This is a genomic window from Pseudomonas sp. BT-42-2 (genome assembly GCF_025847435.2).
GTDB lineage: Bacteria > Pseudomonadota > Gammaproteobacteria > Pseudomonadales > Pseudomonadaceae > Aquipseudomonas > Aquipseudomonas urmiensis.
Genome location: NZ_JAOYTM010000007.1, coordinates 148,985 through 164,364, shown reverse-complemented (window position 1 = coordinate 164,364; position 15,380 = coordinate 148,985). Strand labels below are relative to the sequence as shown.

Here is a 15,380-nt window from a genome sequence, read left to right as displayed (position 1 = left end):
GTGATGCCTTGCGCAGGATGCCCGCATGCCCGACTCCGAACTACACGCCTTGCGCCAGCAGATTGATGCTCTTGAGCGTCGCAATAGCGAGCTCGAAGCACAACTGGCGCTCGGCCAGAACCTCGACGATGGCCTGTACCGCTTTTTGTTCGACACCATGGACGAGGGCTTTTGCATCATCGAGTTCTTCGATGGCCCGCACGGGCCGTTGAGCGACTACGTTCACATCATGGCTAACGCTGCGTATGCCAAGCACGCCGGAATCGCCAACGTGGTCGGGCAGAAGCTTCGCGAGATGGTGCCCGAGGAAGCCGATCATTGGGTGGAACGCTATGGTGAGGTCTTACGCAGTGGCCAGCCATTGCATTTCGAACAGGAACTGATCGCCACCGGTCGTGTGCTTTCAGTAACCACATTTCGCATCGAACCTGCACACAAACGCCAAGTGGCGGTGTTGTTCAAGGATGTCACCGAACGTCGGCGCGCCGAACATGCTCTGCAAGCGTTGAACGCACAGCTCGAGCATCGCTCCAGCACGGCGCTGGCCGAACGACGGCTGTTTGCCGAACTGGTCGATCACAGCATTGCCAATGTCCATGTGATCGACATGGATTTGCGCTGGATCGCCATCAACCGCACGGCCAGGCTCGAAATTCATCAATTGTATGGTCACGTCCCGCAAGTGGGCGACTACATGCCGGATGTCATGCGTAAACACGCCATCGATAGTCAATTGATCCTGCCTATGTGGCTGCGTGCGCTGTCGGGTGAGCGTTTCACTGCAATCGAGGCCTTCGGTGAGGGATCCCTGCGACGGTATTTCGAACTGCATTTCCATGCACTGCGCGATCAGGCCGGTACTGTACAAGGCGCGTACCTGTTTGCCTACGACATCACTGGACGCATGGAAGACCAGCAACGCTTGCTACAGGCTGAGCAAGCCCTGCGCCAAGCGCAAAAAATGGAAGCTGTGGGCCAACTCAGTGGTGGCATTGCCCATGACTTCAACAATCTGCTGGGAGGCATTCTCGGCGCTCACGAATTGATACAACAGCGCCTGGACAAGGGCAACTACGACGATCTGGCACGCTTGCTGGAGACTGCCAACGGCTCCGCCGAGCGCGCCTGCGCCTTGGTCCATCGCCTGCTGGCCTTCTCACGCAAGCAAACCTTGCAACCTCAGCCTACCGAGGTGGGCCGGTTGATCGATGGCATCGAGGAATTACTGCGTCGCAGCATCGGTCCGGGCATCGAATTGCGCAGCTGTTTCAGTCAAGAGCTGTGGCCAACCTTCATTGATCCGCCACAGCTGGAAAGTGCCTTGCTCAATCTCTGCATCAATGCCCGCGACGCGCTGCCCATGGGTGGCCTGATCACTGTGCGAGGTGAGAACATCGCGCTTGATCATGATCGAGCACGCCAACTTGATTTGAACGCTGGTGATTATCTGTGCCTGGCAGTCGAAGACAACGGCCACGGCATGTCAGCCGAAGTAGCGCAGCGGGCCATTGACCCGTTTTTCACCACCAAACCGCTGGGCCAGGGGTCGGGCCTGGGGCTGTCGATGGTTTACGGTTTCGTGCGCCAATCGGGTGGCCAGTTGCGGATCGACTCGCAGGCTGAGCAAGGCACCTGTATACGCCTGTTCCTGCCCCGACATGTTGCCGAGATCCCCCCCTTGCCCTCGACCGTCAGCAGTGGCGCACGCCCTGCCCCGGCGCAGGTTGGGCAGCAGATCATGCTGGTCGAAGACCAGGCCACCATGCGCATGGTGCTGTGCGATGTGCTTGAGGAACTTGGTCATCATGTGCATGTGTTCGAGTCAGGCACGGCCGCTATCGAAGCACTTGCCCAGGGTATCCGCCCAGATCTGCTGATCAGTGACATAGGCCTGCCCGGTGGAATCAGCGGTTACCAGGTGGCAAACGCCTGCAGGGACACGTGCCCGGATACCGCGATCCTGTTCATCACAGGCTATGAGCCGAGCACATTGACCGGCGGCACGCCGCCAGCTGACGCGCAAATGCTGCTCAAGCCTTTCGAGCTTGCCACACTCGCCGAACGGGTAAGCCAACTGTTGCAGGGCTGATTCAGCTCTGCCCAGCTCGACCAACATAGGGATGGAGACACGGATGTCGACACAGACGTCTAGCGAACTGAACCACCTGCGCCAACAGGTGATGGCCTTGCAGTGCGACAATGCACGCCTCACCCACGAAGCTGCGCTATTCCACGAGCGCATACAAGAAGCCGAACGTTACCGCTTCCTGTTCGAGACCATGGAAGAAGGTTTTTGCGTCATCCAGTTCATCGACGGCCCCAATGGCCCGATGAGCGACTACGTGCACCTGATGGCCAACGCGGCCTATTCGCGTCACGCCGGCCTGCCTGATGTGGTGGGGCGGACCTTGCGCCAGGTCATCCCGGACGAAGCCGAGGTCTGGCTGAAGCGCTTCGGTGATGCAGCGCGTAGCGGTGAGCCGGTCTACTTCGAGCATGACCTGTACGCCACTGATCGCTGCCTGGCCCTCAGCGCGCTGCGCCTGGAGCCCGCCGAGCAACGAATGGTTGCGGTGATCTTTCGCGATGTGACTGCGCGCAAACGTGCCGAAAATGCCCTGCAGAAGCTCAACGAGCAGCTTGAGCAACGCGTCAACCAAGCAATGGCCGAGCGCATAAAAGCTGAGGAGGCCTTGCGTCAGGCACAAAAAATGGAGGCTGTCGGCCAACTCACCGGAGGCGTGGCCCATGACTTCAACAACCTGCTTGGCGGTATCCTCGGCGCACTGGAGCTGGCCCAAGCGCGGCTGGCGGACGAGCGCCCTGATGCCCTCCCAGCGCTACTGCACAGTGCCCATGACGCGGCCCATCGCGCCGCCGCCCTGGTCCATCGGCTGCTGGCGTTCTCCCGCAGGCAGACGCTGCTGCCCAGGCTGACTTCTGTCGCAGAATTGGTCGCCGGCATGCACGAGCTGATTGGTCGTAGCGTGGGTCCGCATATCCGTCTGCACAACCACTGCGCCACTGACCTATGGCCGGTACGCATCGATCCACCGCAATTGGAAAGCGCCCTGCTCAACCTCTGTATCAATGCTCGCGATGCCATGCCTGAAGGTGGCGATATCGTTATTCGCTGCAACAATGTCGAGCTGCTTGAGGCCCAGGCCAAACCACTCGATCTAGCTGCCGGGGCTTATCTTTGCCTGAGCGTGGAAGACAGCGGCCGAGGGATGTCGGCCCAGGTCGTGGCGCGTGCAGTCGAACCCTTTTTCACTACCAAGGCGCTGGGTCGCGGGACCGGGCTGGGCCTATCGATGGTGTATGGCTTCGTACGTCAATCGGGCGGTCAAATGCACATCGACTCCAGGCTTGCCCAGGGCACCGTGGTGAAGCTGTTCATACCGCGTCATGTACCGACGGCAGGATCGCTTGCAGTGCAACCTGAGCGGGTCTTGAGCACGACAAAGCCACCTGCTACAGGTTGCCGGGTGGTTGTGGTAGAGGACGAAGCGGCGATGCGCCTGGTCATGGCCGAAGTGCTGGAAGAACTGGGGCATCAGGTTGAGATGTTCGAGGATGGGCCGATCGCACTCAGTGGCCTGCACGACGCAGCGGGCCCTGATTTGCTGGTCACTGACGTCGGCCTGCCGGGTGGGCTCAACGGCCGCCAGGTAGCGGACGCACTGCGGGCGCGCTACCCAGGGCTGAAAGTGCTGTTCGTCACGGGCTACGATGAAACCGCCGTGTTGAGCAATGGCGAACTGGAGCCTGGCATGAGCGTACTGACCAAGCCATTCACCCTCCAAGCCCTGGCCGAACGGATCGGCCAGATGCTCGAGCAGTGAGACAGCGTGCGTCAGCGCCCGCCGCTGAGGTCGATAAAGCTGCCAGTGGAATAGGAAGCTTTGTCCGACAGCAGCCAAAGGATCGCCTCGGCCACCTCTTGCGGTTGGCCACCGCGCCCCATCGGCAGCCCAGGTTCGAGCTTGCTGACCCGTTCAGGATCGCCGCTCAGGGCATGAAAGCCGGTGTGGATGTAGCCCGGGCGCACGCCATTGACCCGCACGCCCTCGCCCGCCACTTCCTTGGCCAGGCCAATGGTGAAACTGTCCAGGGCGCCCTTGGAGGCGGCGTAGTCAACGTACTCGTTGGGCGAGCCCAGGCGCGCGGCCATCGATGACACGTTGACGATCGCCCCACCCTGACCGCCATGCCGGCGGGCCATGCGCAGCAGCGCATGTTTGGCGCACAGTATCGGCCCGACCACGTTGGTCTTCATCACTTTGAGCAGACGAAACTCGGACATTTCCTCGACCCGGCTCTGCTGACCGATAGTGCCGGCATTGTTGACCAATGCGCTGACGGGCCCCAGCTCCTGATCGACGCGGTGGAACAGCTGCACTACCTCGTCCTCGACGCTGGCATCGGCGCGCACGGCGATCGCCTCGGCGCCCAGCTCGCGGACCTGGGCCAGGATGCGCTCGGCAGCCTGGTCGTCCGCATGGTAGTTGATGCAGATGCGATAGCCCTGTTGCGCAGCCAGCAGTGCGGTGGCGGCACCGATGCCACGGCTGGCACCGGTGATGACGATTACCTTGTCCATCCATTCCCCCTTGGAAATTGATGGCACAAGGCTAACGCCTGCCTCACTGGATTGACAACTAGTGCCCTGCCGAAGCCGGCGCCGCCTTGGCGGTGAACGGCGGTTTGGCGAACCACACCAGCAGGATCAACCCGGCAAATATCCAGGTCATCAGGGTGAAGTAGTCGACCGTCGACATCATGTAGGCCTGGCCATTGAGGATCTGCTCAAGCTGCGCATAGCTCTGCGGGCTAGCGCCGCCCAGTTGCTCCAAAGTATGCCGGGTGGCCGGGTCATACTGGCTGATGTGCTCGCTCAAGTAGGCGTGGTGCTGGTCGGCGCGGCGAATCCAGATCCAGGTGGTCAGCGATGCGGCGAAGCTGCCGCCCAAGGTCCGCAGGAAGGTGGCCAGGCCCGAGCCATCGGCAATTTGATGGGGCGGCAGGTCCGACAACAGGATGCTCAAGGTCGGCATGAAGAACAGCGCCACACCAATACCCATGAACAGCTGCACCAGGGCGATATGCTGGAAGTCCACCTCGTTGGTGAAGCCTGCGCGCATGTAGCAGCTGGTGCCGATGGCCAGGAACGCCAGGCCAGCCAGCACGCGCAAGTCGAAGCGGTGCGCGTATTTGCCGACAAACGGCGACATCACCACCGGCAGCAAGCCAATCGGCGCCACGGCCAGCCCGGCCCAGGTGGCGGTGTAACCCATCTGCGTCTGTAGCCACTGCGGCAAGATCAGGTTGATGCCGAAAAAGCCTGCATAACCGCCGACCAGCACCAGGGTGCCGATGCGGAAATTGCGGTACGCGAACAACCGCAGGTTGACCACCGGATGGCGGTCGGTCAGCTCCCAGATGACGAAGATCGCCAGGAACACCAGCGAAATCAGGCTGCCGACGATGATGAACGACGACTCGAACCAGTCCAGGTCGTTGCCCTTGTCCAGCACCACCTGCAATGCACCAACGCCGATGATCAAGGTGATCAGGCCGATGTAGTCCATCGGCTGGCGGCTGGTCACCACGGGCCGACTACGCATCTGCTGACGCACCACGGCGGCAGCGAACAGGCCGATTGGCACATTGATGAAGAAGATCCATGGCCAGCTATAGCTGTCGGTGATCCAACCGCCGAGAATCGGCCCGGCAATCGGCGCGACCACCGTGACCATGGCCAATAACGCCAAGGCCATCCCCCGTTTGGCAGGCGGATAAACCGCAATCAGCAGGGTCTGGGTCATCGGGTACAGGGGGCCGGCGACCACCCCCTGAAGCACACGAAAGCCCACCAACTCCGGCATCGACTGGGCAATGCCACACAGGAACGACGCCACCACGAACAGCAGCGTGGCCCAGATGAACAGCTTCACTTCACCAAAACGCCGGCTCAGCCAGCCGGTCAGCGGCAAGGCGATGGCGTTGCTCACGGCAAACGAGGTGATGACCCAGGTGCCCTGCTCGTAACTGACCCCCAGGTTGCCCGAGATGGTCGGCAAGGCAACGTTGGCGATGGTGGTGTCGAGCACCTGCATGAAGGTCGCCAGCGACAGGCCGATGGTGGTCAACAGCAGGCTCGGCGGGGTGAACTGCGCGGGCGCTGTGTTGCTCATCGCTGGGCCGTCTTGCCGCTGGCGCTATTGTCATGGATCAGCCGGGCGATCAGGTGGTCGGCCTCGACCAGCTGGCGGTCGTACACCTGGGTGGTGTAGCTGGCCTGCTGCGGTGGCTGCTGGGCCAGGGCCGGGCCGCTCTGGTCGTGCAGGTCGACCTCGACCAGGGTGGACAGGCCGATACGCAGCGGATGCTCCTTGAGCTGCTCGGGATTGAGGTGAATACGCACCGGCACCCGCTGGACGATCTTGATCCAGTTGCCGGTGGCGTTCTGCGCCGGCAACAAGGCAAAGGCACTGCCGGTGCCGGCGCCGAGACTGTCGATGGTGCCGGTGTACTTGACCTCGCTGCCGTACAAGTCGGCGCTGATTTCCACGGGTTGGCCAATGCGCATCTGGCGCAGCTGGGTTTCCTTGAAGTTGGCATCGATCCACACCTGATCCAGCGGAATCACGGCCATGGTCGCCGTGCCCGGTTGCAGGCGTTGGCCCAATTGCACGGTGCGCTTGGCCACGTAGCCGGTGACCGGCGCCACCAGGGTGGTGCGGGCGTGGTCCAGATAGGCCTGACGCAGGTCAGCCGCTGCCGCCATCACCTCTGGGTGCGAGGAAACCACCGTGTCGTCGATCAGCGCAGTGCTGGTATTGAGCTGCTGACGGGCGTTGTCCAGCGCGCTTTGCGCCGAGGTCAGGTCATCGTGGGCATGGGAGATTTCCTCGGCGGCGATCGCGCCACTGTCAGCCAGTACCTTGCGCCGGTTGTAGTTGTCACGGGCTTTCTTCAGCTCGGCCGTACGGCTCTGTAACTGGGCCTTGAGCGCGTCGACATTGCTGTACAGCCCGCGCACCTCGCGCACTGTGCGCGCCAGTTTGGCTTCAGCGGCCTGCAAGGCCACCTCGCTGTCGGCGGGGTCGAACTGCAGCAGTACCTGGCCGGCATGCACCAGGTCGCCGTCATCGGCGCCGATGCTGATCACCGTGCCGGTGACCAATGGGGTGATTTCCACCACGTTGCCGTTGACATAGGCGTCATCGGTGCTTTCGTGCCAGCGCCCGACCAGGCTGTACCAGGCCCAGGTGCCAGCACCGGCAAGGATCACCAACAGCAGCAAAGCGAGCAGCCACGCCTTGCGCTTGCCTGAGCCCTGGGCTGCAGAGGTGGATGGAGAGGTGTCCGTGGGAGTGGCCATGACAATACCTTGGATAATGCGTAACAGGGATCAACGATCGCCAAAGCGGCGGATCGTCAGGGGGTCGCCAGCGCCGAGCAGCACCTTGGCCAACAGGCCTTCGAGGGTCTTGAGTTCTTCGGGCTGAAGTACACCGACCAGCTCGTTCATTGCCGCCGCGCCGATCTCCGGCAGGCGGTCGGCCAGACGTTGACCATCAGCGGTCAAGGCCAGGCGCACTTGGCGCCGATCATCTGCGCAGCGGTTGCGCAGGATCAGGCCTTTGTGTTCGAGGCGATCGAGCATGCGCGTCATCGAACCGCTATCCAGGCCCAGGTAGCGGCACAGCTCGGCTGGGGTGTCGACCTGATACTGGGTGACGATGATCAGCACCTTGAATTGCGCGGCGGTAACCCCCTCGCTCTCCAGGTGCCAGTCGAGGATGCGGTCCTTGAGGATCGCGGCGCGGCCCAGCAGCATGCCGATGGCGCAGGTCTGGAAATTTTCCGGGTTGAAATGAGACATCGACAGCTGCTCGGACAATTGTGTGAAAATATTACTGCCTAGGCAGTGAATGTCAAAGCTTTGATTAGCGGGCTATGTAAATTAGCCTTCATGACTGCCAGTTAGTTCACTTCAATCGCACCCAGCCCCAGCGCCTGCACCTGACCACAGGCAATCGCCATCCCTACCAACTGCGCCAGGCTGCTGGCCTGCATGCGTTTCATCACACGTCCTCGATACAGATCGACGGTCTTCACGCTGACCCCCAATTGCTCGGCGACTTGCCGATTGCTCAGGCCTTGCACCAGCGGGATGAACACGTCGCGCTCACGTGGCGTCATGCCGTCGATACGGGCCTGAATGGCGGCCAACTCAAGACTGCCCTGCTGCGCCTGATGCGCGTGGCTCAATGCCGCTTGGACGCTGTCGAGCAACAGCTGCTCGTTGTAGGGCTTTTCGATGAAGTCGCAGGCACCAGCCTTGAACCCCCGTACCACGATCGGTACATCGGCATGGCCGCTGACAAAGATCACCGGCATCAGTACCCCGCGATCACGCAACGCCTGCTGGACCGCCAGGCCGCCCAGGCCAGGCATGCGCACATCGAGCAGGACGCAGGCCGGCTCATCGCCTGCACAGGCATCCAGAAACGCCTGGCCACTGCTGAATGGCAACGCCTGCAACCCCACCGACTCGAGCAACCAGACGGTCGAATCGAGCATGCCCAGATCATCATCGACCACATAAACCTTCGCCTGCATCACTGCCCTGCCCTTCAAAGTTTGATCGCCGCCAAGCGGCAGCACAGCACCAAGCCGCCCGCCTCCCCCAAGCGCGCCTGCAAGCTGCCGCCAAAGCCTTCGATAAGGCTGCGGCTCATGCTCAGGCCCAGGCCGAGACCGTCTGCCTTGCTGGTGGTGAACGGGGTAAAAATATCATCCAGCCGCTCGCAGGCAACGCCCGGCCCTTGATCGCTGACCTCGACCTGTAGCCAGTCCCCCTCGCGGCGTGCAGCCAGGACGATACGCGACGGCTGGCCCCTGTGCTGGTCACGGTTGGCGTCGATGGCGTTGCGCAGCAGGTTGAGCAGTACCTGCTCCAGCAGCACCCGGTCGGCGTATACCTGGGGCAAGGTGCTGGGCAGGCGCAGCTCGATCTCGACCTGATCGCGGTCGGCCTCCCAGGCGCATAGACGCACCGCTTCGCCGGCGACATCGGCGATCGCCAGCGCCTGTAGGCGACGTGGCCCCTTGCGCAAAAAAGCGCGCAGGCGGCGGATCACCTCGGCGGCGTGGGTCGCCTGTTCAACGATGCGTTGCAAGCCCTGGCCGACCCGATCCCGCGCCTGTGAGTCATGCTCCACAGCGTGCAGGTAACGCTGGCTGGCGTTGGCGTAATTGACCACTGCCGCGAGCGGCTGATTGATTTCGTGGGCAATGCCTGAGGCCAGCTCGCCCAGGGTCGCCAGCCGGGCACTGTGCGCCAGGTTCTGCTGGGCCTCGATGCGCAGGCTGATGTCGCGAGAGACACTGACGATCTCCACCACCGCCCCGGTATAGGTTTCGCGTATCGCCCGGCTGGCGATCTCGAACCAGCGATAGCCGCCATCGGCGTGACGCACGCGGCAGGTCATGAGGTGATAGCCATCCGCATCCAACGCCGCAGCCGCCTGACGCAGCGCCTGGCGACGCTCGTGCGGGTGCAGCAAGTTGCGCACCGGAGTGCCGCGCAACTGCTCTGGCCACACCCCAAGCAGGCGAAAGGCCGCTGGCGTGGCATCGAGAAAGCGCCCGTCCGGGCTGTGCCGGGAGATCAGGTCGGTGGTGTTCTCGGTAATCAGGCGGTACAGCCGGCGCGATTGATTGGCTTCGCGCGCGGCGTGGCGCTCGTCGCTGGCATCGCGACAACGCGCCAGGACCTGCTGGCCACGAGCATCGGGGATGAAGGTCCAGAGCAAGATCCGCTGGCCAACCTGCGCCTCGACCTCGGCAATCGCGCGGTCTTGGCGCAGGCAAGCGCGAACCAGCGCTGCACAATTTGCCGGCAGCCACTGCGCCAGCGCCGGCCCTTGGGCAATCATCGCCTGCAAGGCGCGATTGGCGCTGATCAATTGAGCGTCGGCCGCTAGCAGCGCGCTGGGCTGCGGGTCTTTAGCTAGCAACGGTAATGAGGTGTGATCCACGGCTTGAGCTCACTTTTTATAGTATTTCTACCATATTGCTATAGTCGATCTTCCAGCTAACATAGCGGTTCGCGTAAAAATGCGACAGGGCAAGCGAGCCATTTTTCGCTGCCCCTTCCCTGATCAGAGCTAACAATCAGCCACCGGGAGCCCAGCGCACAGGCTGCGCCTGCCTCCCACACAGGACCACCGCATGTCGATATTCTCCCAGGGCCTGATGCCCGCTGCTGTCAATCATGTTCCCCTCACCCCGCTGAGCTTCATCGAGCGCACCGCCTCGGTCTACGGCCAATACCCGGCCGTGATCCACGGCGCTATCCGGCGCAACTGGCAGCAGACCTATCAACGCTGCCGACGCCTGGCCAGCGCCCTGGCCGAGCGCGGCATCGGCCAGGGCGACACCGTTGCGGTGATGCTGCCGAACATCCCGGCGATGCTCGAAGCGCATTTTGCCGTGCCCATGCTCGGCGCGGTGCTCAACACCCTCAACGTGCGCCTGGACGCCGAAGCCATTGCCTTCATGCTGGAACATGGCGAAGCCAAGGTGCTGATCGCTGACCGCGAGTTTCACGCGGTGATCCAAGGCGCCCTCGCGCTGCTGGCCCAGCCACCCCTGGTGGTCGACGTCGACGATCCGGAATACGGCGAAGGCCAGCCGGTCAGTGACCTGGACTATGAAGCGCTGCTGGCCGAGGGTGACCCTGAGTTCGCCTGGCAGTGGCCTGAAGACGAATGGCAGGCCATTTCGCTGAACTACACCTCCGGCACCACCGGTAACCCGAAAGGCGTTGTCTACCACCACCGCGGCGCCTACCTCAACGCCATCGGCAACCAGATGACCTGGGCGATGGGTAACCATCCGGTGTATCTGTGGACCTTGCCGATGTTCCACTGCAACGGCTGGTGCTACCCGTGGACCGTCACCGCCTTGGCCGGCACCCATGTGTTCCTGCGCCGGGTCGATCCGCAAAAGATCCTCACCCTGATCCGCGAACACCGCGTCAGCCACCTGTGCGGTGCGCCGATCGTGCTCAACGCGCTGGTGAACATGCCGGATACCGCCAAGGCCGCCATCGAGCACCCGGTGCAGGCGATGGTGGCCGGCGCTGCACCACCGGCCAAGGTGATCGGCGCGGTCGAGGAGATGGGCATCGCGGTCACCCACGTCTACGGCCTGACCGAGGTCTATGGCCCGGTCACGGTGTGCGCCTGGCATGCCGAATGGGACCAGCAGCCGCTAGCGGAGCGTGCACGCATCAAGTCGCGCCAGGGCGTGCGTTATCCAACCCTGGAAGGCTTGATGGTGGCCGACTCGCAGACCCTGCAGCCAGTACCGCGCGACGGCAACACCCTGGGCGAGATCTTCATGCGCGGCAACACGGTGATGAAGGGCTACCTGAAAAACCCCGAAGCCACCGCCGAAGCCTTCCGCGGCGGCTGGTTCCACACCGGCGACCTGGCGGTGTGGCATGCCGACGGTTACGTCGAGATCAAAGACCGCCTCAAGGACATCATCATCTCCGGTGGCGAGAACATCTCCACCATCGAAGTCGAAGACACCCTGTACAAGCACCCTGCCGTGCTCGAAGCCGCAGTGGTCGCCCGCCCAGATGAGAAATGGGGCGAGACGCCGTGCGCCTTCGTCGCCCTCAAGCAGGGCCATGGCGCCACCCGCGAAGCTGAGATCATCGCCTGGTGCCGCGAGCACCTGGCAGCCTTCAAAGTGCCCAAGACCGTGCTGTTCGGCGACCTGCCAAAGACCTCCACCGGCAAGATCCAGAAATACCTGCTGCGCGACCGGGCCAAGGCCCTCTGAACCGACGAGCTTCGATATGACCGACTACAACGCTCCACTGCGCGACATGCGCTTCGTGCTTCATGACGTGTTCCAAGGCCCTGCCCTGTGGGCGCGCCTGCCGGCCCTGGCCGAACGGGTCGATGCCGACACCGCCGACGCCATTCTCGAAGAGGCGGCGAAAATAACCGGCCAACTGATCGCCCCGCTCAGCCGCAACGGCGATGAGCAAGGCGTGCGCTTCGACGCGGGGCAGGTCAGCACCCCAGACGGCTTTCGCGAGAGTTGGCACACCTACCGCGAAGGCGGCTGGGTCGGCTTGGGCGGTAATCCTGACTATGACGGCATGGGCATGCCAAAGATGCTCGGGGTGCTGTTCGAAGAGATGATGTACGCCGCCGACAGCAGCTTCAGCCTGTATTCGGCGTTGAGTGCCGGGAGCTGTTTGGCGATCGATGCGCATGCCAGCGAAGCGCTCAAGGCCGCTTACCTGCCAAAGCTGTACAGCGGCCAATGGGCCGGCACCATGTGCCTGACCGAACCCCACGCCGGCACCGACCTGGGGCTGATCCGCACCCGCGCCGAACCGCAGGCCGATGGCAGCTACCAGATCAGCGGCAGCAAGATCTTCATCACCGGCGGCGAGCAGGACCTGACCGAGAACATCGTCCATCTGGTCCTGGCGAAATTGCCCGACGCCCCCGCAGGCGCCAAAGGTATCTCACTGTTTCTGGTGCCTAAGTTCCTGCCCGAGGCCGATGGCAGCCTGGGTGCACGCAATGGCGCTCACTGCGGCTCGATCGAACACAAGATGGGCATCAAGGCCTCGGCCACCTGCGTGATGAACTTCGATGCCGCCACCGGCTTTCTGGTAGGCGAGCCGAACAAGGGCCTGGCCGCGATGTTCACCATGATGAACTACGAGCGCCTGTCGATCGGCATCCAGGGCATTGGCTGCGCCGAGGCGTCCTACCAGAACGCCGCACGCTACGCCAATGAGCGCCTGCAAAGCCGCGCCGCCAGCGGCGCGCAAGCCCAGCAGCGGATCGCCGACCCGATCATCGCCCATGGCGATGTGCGGCGCATGCTGTTGACCATGCGCAGCCTCACCGAAGGCGGTCGCGCCTTTGCCACTTACGTGGGCCAGCAGCTGGACCTGGCGCGCTATGCCGAGGATGCCGGTGAGCGTGAGCATGCCCAGCGCCTGGTCGCCCTGCTGACGCCAGTGGCCAAGGCCTTCTTCACCGACAACGGCCTGGAGAGCTGCGTGCTCGGCCAGCAGGTGTTCGGCGGCCATGGCTACATTCGCGAGTGGGGTCAGGAGCAGTTGGTGCGCGATGTGCGCATCGCCCAGATCTATGAAGGCACCAATGGTATCCAGGCGCTGGATCTGCTGGGGCGCAAGGTGGTGGCCGATGGCGGCCAGGGGCTAGCAGCCTTTGCCGCCGAAATTCGCGCGTTCGCGGTCGATGCGCCCGTGCATCGCGAAGCGCTGCTCGAGGCCTTGGTGCGACTGGAAAACACCACCCGCTGGTTGCTGGCCGGGGTGGCGAGCGACGCCAACCTGATCAGTGCCACGGCGGTGGAATACCTGCATCTATTTGGGCTGACGGCCTATGCCTACATGTGGGCGCGGATGGCCGCGGTAGCCCAGGCCAAATTGGCTGAAGATGCCGAGTTCTGCGGGGCCAAGCTTGCCTGTGCAGCGTTTTTCTTCGAACGAATCTTGCCGCGGGGGTTGGCGCTGGAGGCCAGTGTGCGGGCGGGGAGTTCGAGTTTGTATAGGATGGAGGCAGGCCAGTTCTAGGTTGAATCATCCGGCCCTATCGCGTGACACGTGGCAGCGATAGGGCCGGAATCGACAAAACCGCGCAATCAGGCAATGGCCGCATCCACCAACGCCTGAGCTTCTTCAACCAGCCGCTGCAGGTGCGCCTCGTCGACAAAACTCTCGGCGTAGATCTTGTAGATGTCCTCGGTGCCCGATGGCCGCGCCGCAAACCAGCCGTTGCGGGTCATCACCTTCAGCCCACCGATGGCCTGGCCATTGCCTGGGGCATGGCTCAAGACCTGCTCGATCGGCTCACCGGCAAGCTCGGTCGACTTGACCTGCTCCGGCGCCAACTTGCTCAGCAGGGCTTTCTGCCGCGCATCGGCCTTGGCCTCGACCCGCGTGGCAAAGGGCTTGCCCAGGGCCTCGGTCAGGTCAGCGTAGGCCTGGCTCGGGTTACGTCCGGTGCGTGCGGTCATCTCCGCCGCCAGCAACGCGGGGATCAGCCCGTCCTTGTCGGTAGCCCACACCGAGCCATCCCGACGCAAGAACGACGCACCGGCGCTCTCCTCGCCGCCAAAGCCCAGCGAGCCGTCGAACAACCCCTGGGCAAAATACTTGAAGCCCACTGGCACTTCGTACAGGGTGCGCCCCAGCCGCGCGGTGACGCGGTCGATCAAGCCGCTGCTGACCACGGTCTTGCCCACTGCCGCATCACTGCGCCACTGCGGGCGGTTGCGGAACAGGTAGTCGATGGTCACCGCCAGGTAGTTGTTCGGCGCCAACAAGCCATCGGCGGTGACGATGCCATGGCGATCGTGGTCCGGGTCACAGGCGAAGGCCACGTCGAAGCGCTCACGCAGGCCGATCAAACCCTGCATGGCGTAAGGCGAGGATGGGTCCATGCGAATCTGCCCATCCCAGTCGACGGTCATGAAGCGGAAGGTCGGATCGACCTCGGTGTTGACCACTTCCAGGTTCAACTGGTAGTGCTCGGCGATCGCCTGCCAGTAACGCACCCCGGCACCGCCCAGCGGGTCGACGCCCAGGCGCAGGTTGGCGGCGCGGATGACGTCGAAGTCGATGACGTTGGCCAGGTCCGCGACATAGTTGCCGACATAGTCATGACGCTGGGTGGTCGGCGCCTTGAGGGCCTGGGCGTAGTCCATGCGCTTGACCCCGGCCAGACCTGCGGCCAGCAGTTCGTTGGCCTTGGCCTCGACCCACTTGGTCACGTCGCTGTCCGCAGGGCCGCCGTTGGGTGGGTTGTACTTGAAGCCGCCGCTTTGTGGCGGGTTGTGCGAGGGGGTGATGACGATGCCATCGGCCAGGCCAGTCTGGCGGCCACGGTTGTAGCAGAGGATGGCGTGGGACACCGCCGGGGTCGGGGTGTACTCGTCATCCTTGGACAGCATCACCTGCACGCCATTGGCCGCCAGCACTTGCAGGGCGCTGGCGGCGGCCGGTGCCGACAGTGCGTGGGTGTCGGCGCCGATGAACAGCGGGCCATCGATGCCCTGGGTCTGGCGATACAGGCAGATCGCCTGGGTGATGGCCAGCACGTGGTCCTCGTTGAAGCTCAGCTCAAGGGAGGTCCCCCGGTGCCCGGAGGTGCCGAAGGCAACCCGCTGGGCCACCACGGACGCATCAGGGCGGCCGGTGTAGTAGGCGGTCAGCAGGCGGGGAATATCAACCAGAACGCTGGCCGGAGCCAGCTTGCCTGCCAAAGGACTGAGCGTCATGCAAGAACCTCGAGTTCAAC

At 63.2% G+C, this 15,380-nt stretch carries 11 protein-coding genes; 4 read left to right on the top strand and 7 right to left on the bottom strand.

Annotated features, from left to right (window positions below):
* Positions 1 to 25 precede the first annotated feature (25 nt).
* Complete coding sequence (locus tag OIU19_RS07430; RefSeq protein ID WP_264234478.1) at positions 26 to 2,089, top strand: PAS domain-containing protein; 2,064 nt, start codon at positions 26 to 28, stop codon at positions 2,087 to 2,089.
* 43 nt (positions 2,090 to 2,132) lie between these two features.
* Positions 2,133 to 3,845 carry an ATP-binding protein gene (locus OIU19_RS07425; RefSeq protein WP_264234477.1) on the top strand — a complete coding sequence of 571 codons (1,713 nt, stop codon included), beginning with the start codon at positions 2,133 to 2,135 and terminating at the stop codon, positions 3,843 to 3,845.
* 11 nt (positions 3,846 to 3,856) lie between these two features.
* On the opposite strand, the gene OIU19_RS07420 is transcribed toward OIU19_RS07425, so the two are convergent.
* From OIU19_RS07420 to OIU19_RS07395, 6 genes are all read right to left on the bottom strand, one after another.
* Entirely contained in the window at positions 3,857 to 4,603 is a 747-nt protein-coding gene (locus OIU19_RS07420; RefSeq protein WP_264234476.1) for an SDR family oxidoreductase, read from the bottom strand.
* A 58-nt stretch (positions 4,604 to 4,661) separates the two neighbouring features.
* The gene (locus OIU19_RS07415; protein ID WP_264234475.1) at positions 4,662 to 6,197 is read right to left on the bottom strand and encodes a DHA2 family efflux MFS transporter permease subunit; all 1,536 of its coding nucleotides are present in this window, start codon (positions 6,195 to 6,197) and stop codon (positions 4,662 to 4,664) included.
* Complete coding sequence (locus tag OIU19_RS07410) at positions 6,194 to 7,387, bottom strand: HlyD family efflux transporter periplasmic adaptor subunit (protein ID WP_264234474.1); 1,194 nt, start codon at positions 7,385 to 7,387, stop codon at positions 6,194 to 6,196. Before OIU19_RS07410 ends, OIU19_RS07415 begins: the two co-directional genes overlap by 4 nt.
* Positions 7,388 to 7,417: 30 nt before the next feature.
* On the bottom strand, positions 7,418 to 7,891 hold the full coding sequence (locus tag OIU19_RS07405) for a MarR family winged helix-turn-helix transcriptional regulator (protein WP_264234473.1): 474 nt from the start codon (positions 7,889 to 7,891) through the stop codon (positions 7,418 to 7,420).
* A gap of 101 nt (positions 7,892 to 7,992) precedes the next feature.
* Positions 7,993 to 8,631 (bottom strand): response regulator transcription factor, encoded by a 639-nt coding sequence (locus OIU19_RS07400; RefSeq protein WP_264234472.1) that lies wholly within the window; start codon positions 8,629 to 8,631, stop codon positions 7,993 to 7,995.
* A gap of 14 nt (positions 8,632 to 8,645) precedes the next feature.
* A complete protein-coding gene (locus OIU19_RS07395; RefSeq protein WP_264234471.1) occupies positions 8,646 to 10,052 on the bottom strand; it encodes a sensor histidine kinase in 1,407 nt (468 codons plus the stop codon).
* 193 nt (positions 10,053 to 10,245) lie between these two features.
* Between OIU19_RS07395 and OIU19_RS07390 the strand changes: the two genes are divergently transcribed.
* Positions 10,246 to 11,868, top strand: coding sequence for an acyl-CoA synthetase (locus OIU19_RS07390; protein ID WP_264234470.1), 1,623 nt, complete (start codon positions 10,246 to 10,248; stop codon positions 11,866 to 11,868).
* A gap of 16 nt (positions 11,869 to 11,884) precedes the next feature.
* Positions 11,885 to 13,654: an acyl-CoA dehydrogenase C-terminal domain-containing protein gene (locus OIU19_RS07385; RefSeq protein WP_264234469.1), complete on the top strand. Its 1,770-nt coding sequence runs from the start codon at positions 11,885 to 11,887 to the stop codon at positions 13,652 to 13,654.
* A 68-nt stretch (positions 13,655 to 13,722) separates the two neighbouring features.
* Here the strand turns inward: OIU19_RS07385 and pgm are convergent, their stop codons facing one another.
* Positions 13,723 to 15,360 carry a phosphoglucomutase (alpha-D-glucose-1,6-bisphosphate-dependent) gene (pgm, locus tag OIU19_RS07380; protein WP_264234468.1) on the bottom strand — a complete coding sequence of 546 codons (1,638 nt, stop codon included), beginning with the start codon at positions 15,358 to 15,360 and terminating at the stop codon, positions 13,723 to 13,725.
* Positions 15,361 to 15,380: the final 20 nt, after the last annotated feature.

Coding starts and splice junctions, on each gene's coding strand:
- OIU19_RS07430 (WP_264234478.1), top strand. CDS start 26: ATGCCCGACTCCGAACTACACGCCTTGCGCCAGCAGATTGATGCTCTT.
- OIU19_RS07425 (WP_264234477.1), top strand. CDS start 2,133: ATGTCGACACAGACGTCTAGCGAACTGAACCACCTGCGCCAACAGGTG.
- OIU19_RS07420 (WP_264234476.1), bottom strand. CDS start 4,603: ATGGACAAGGTAATCGTCATCACCGGTGCCAGCCGTGGCATCGGTGCC.
- OIU19_RS07415 (WP_264234475.1), bottom strand. CDS start 6,197: ATGAGCAACACAGCGCCCGCGCAGTTCACCCCGCCGAGCCTGCTGTTG.
- OIU19_RS07410 (WP_264234474.1), bottom strand. CDS start 7,387: ATGGCCACTCCCACGGACACCTCTCCATCCACCTCTGCAGCCCAGGGC.
- OIU19_RS07405 (WP_264234473.1), bottom strand. CDS start 7,891: ATGTCTCATTTCAACCCGGAAAATTTCCAGACCTGCGCCATCGGCATG.
- OIU19_RS07400 (WP_264234472.1), bottom strand. CDS start 8,631: ATGCAGGCGAAGGTTTATGTGGTCGATGATGATCTGGGCATGCTCGAT.
- OIU19_RS07390 (WP_264234470.1), top strand. CDS start 10,246: ATGTCGATATTCTCCCAGGGCCTGATGCCCGCTGCTGTCAATCATGTT.
- OIU19_RS07385 (WP_264234469.1), top strand. CDS start 11,885: ATGACCGACTACAACGCTCCACTGCGCGACATGCGCTTCGTGCTTCAT.
- pgm (WP_264234468.1), bottom strand. CDS start 15,360: ATGACGCTCAGTCCTTTGGCAGGCAAGCTGGCTCCGGCCAGCGTTCTG.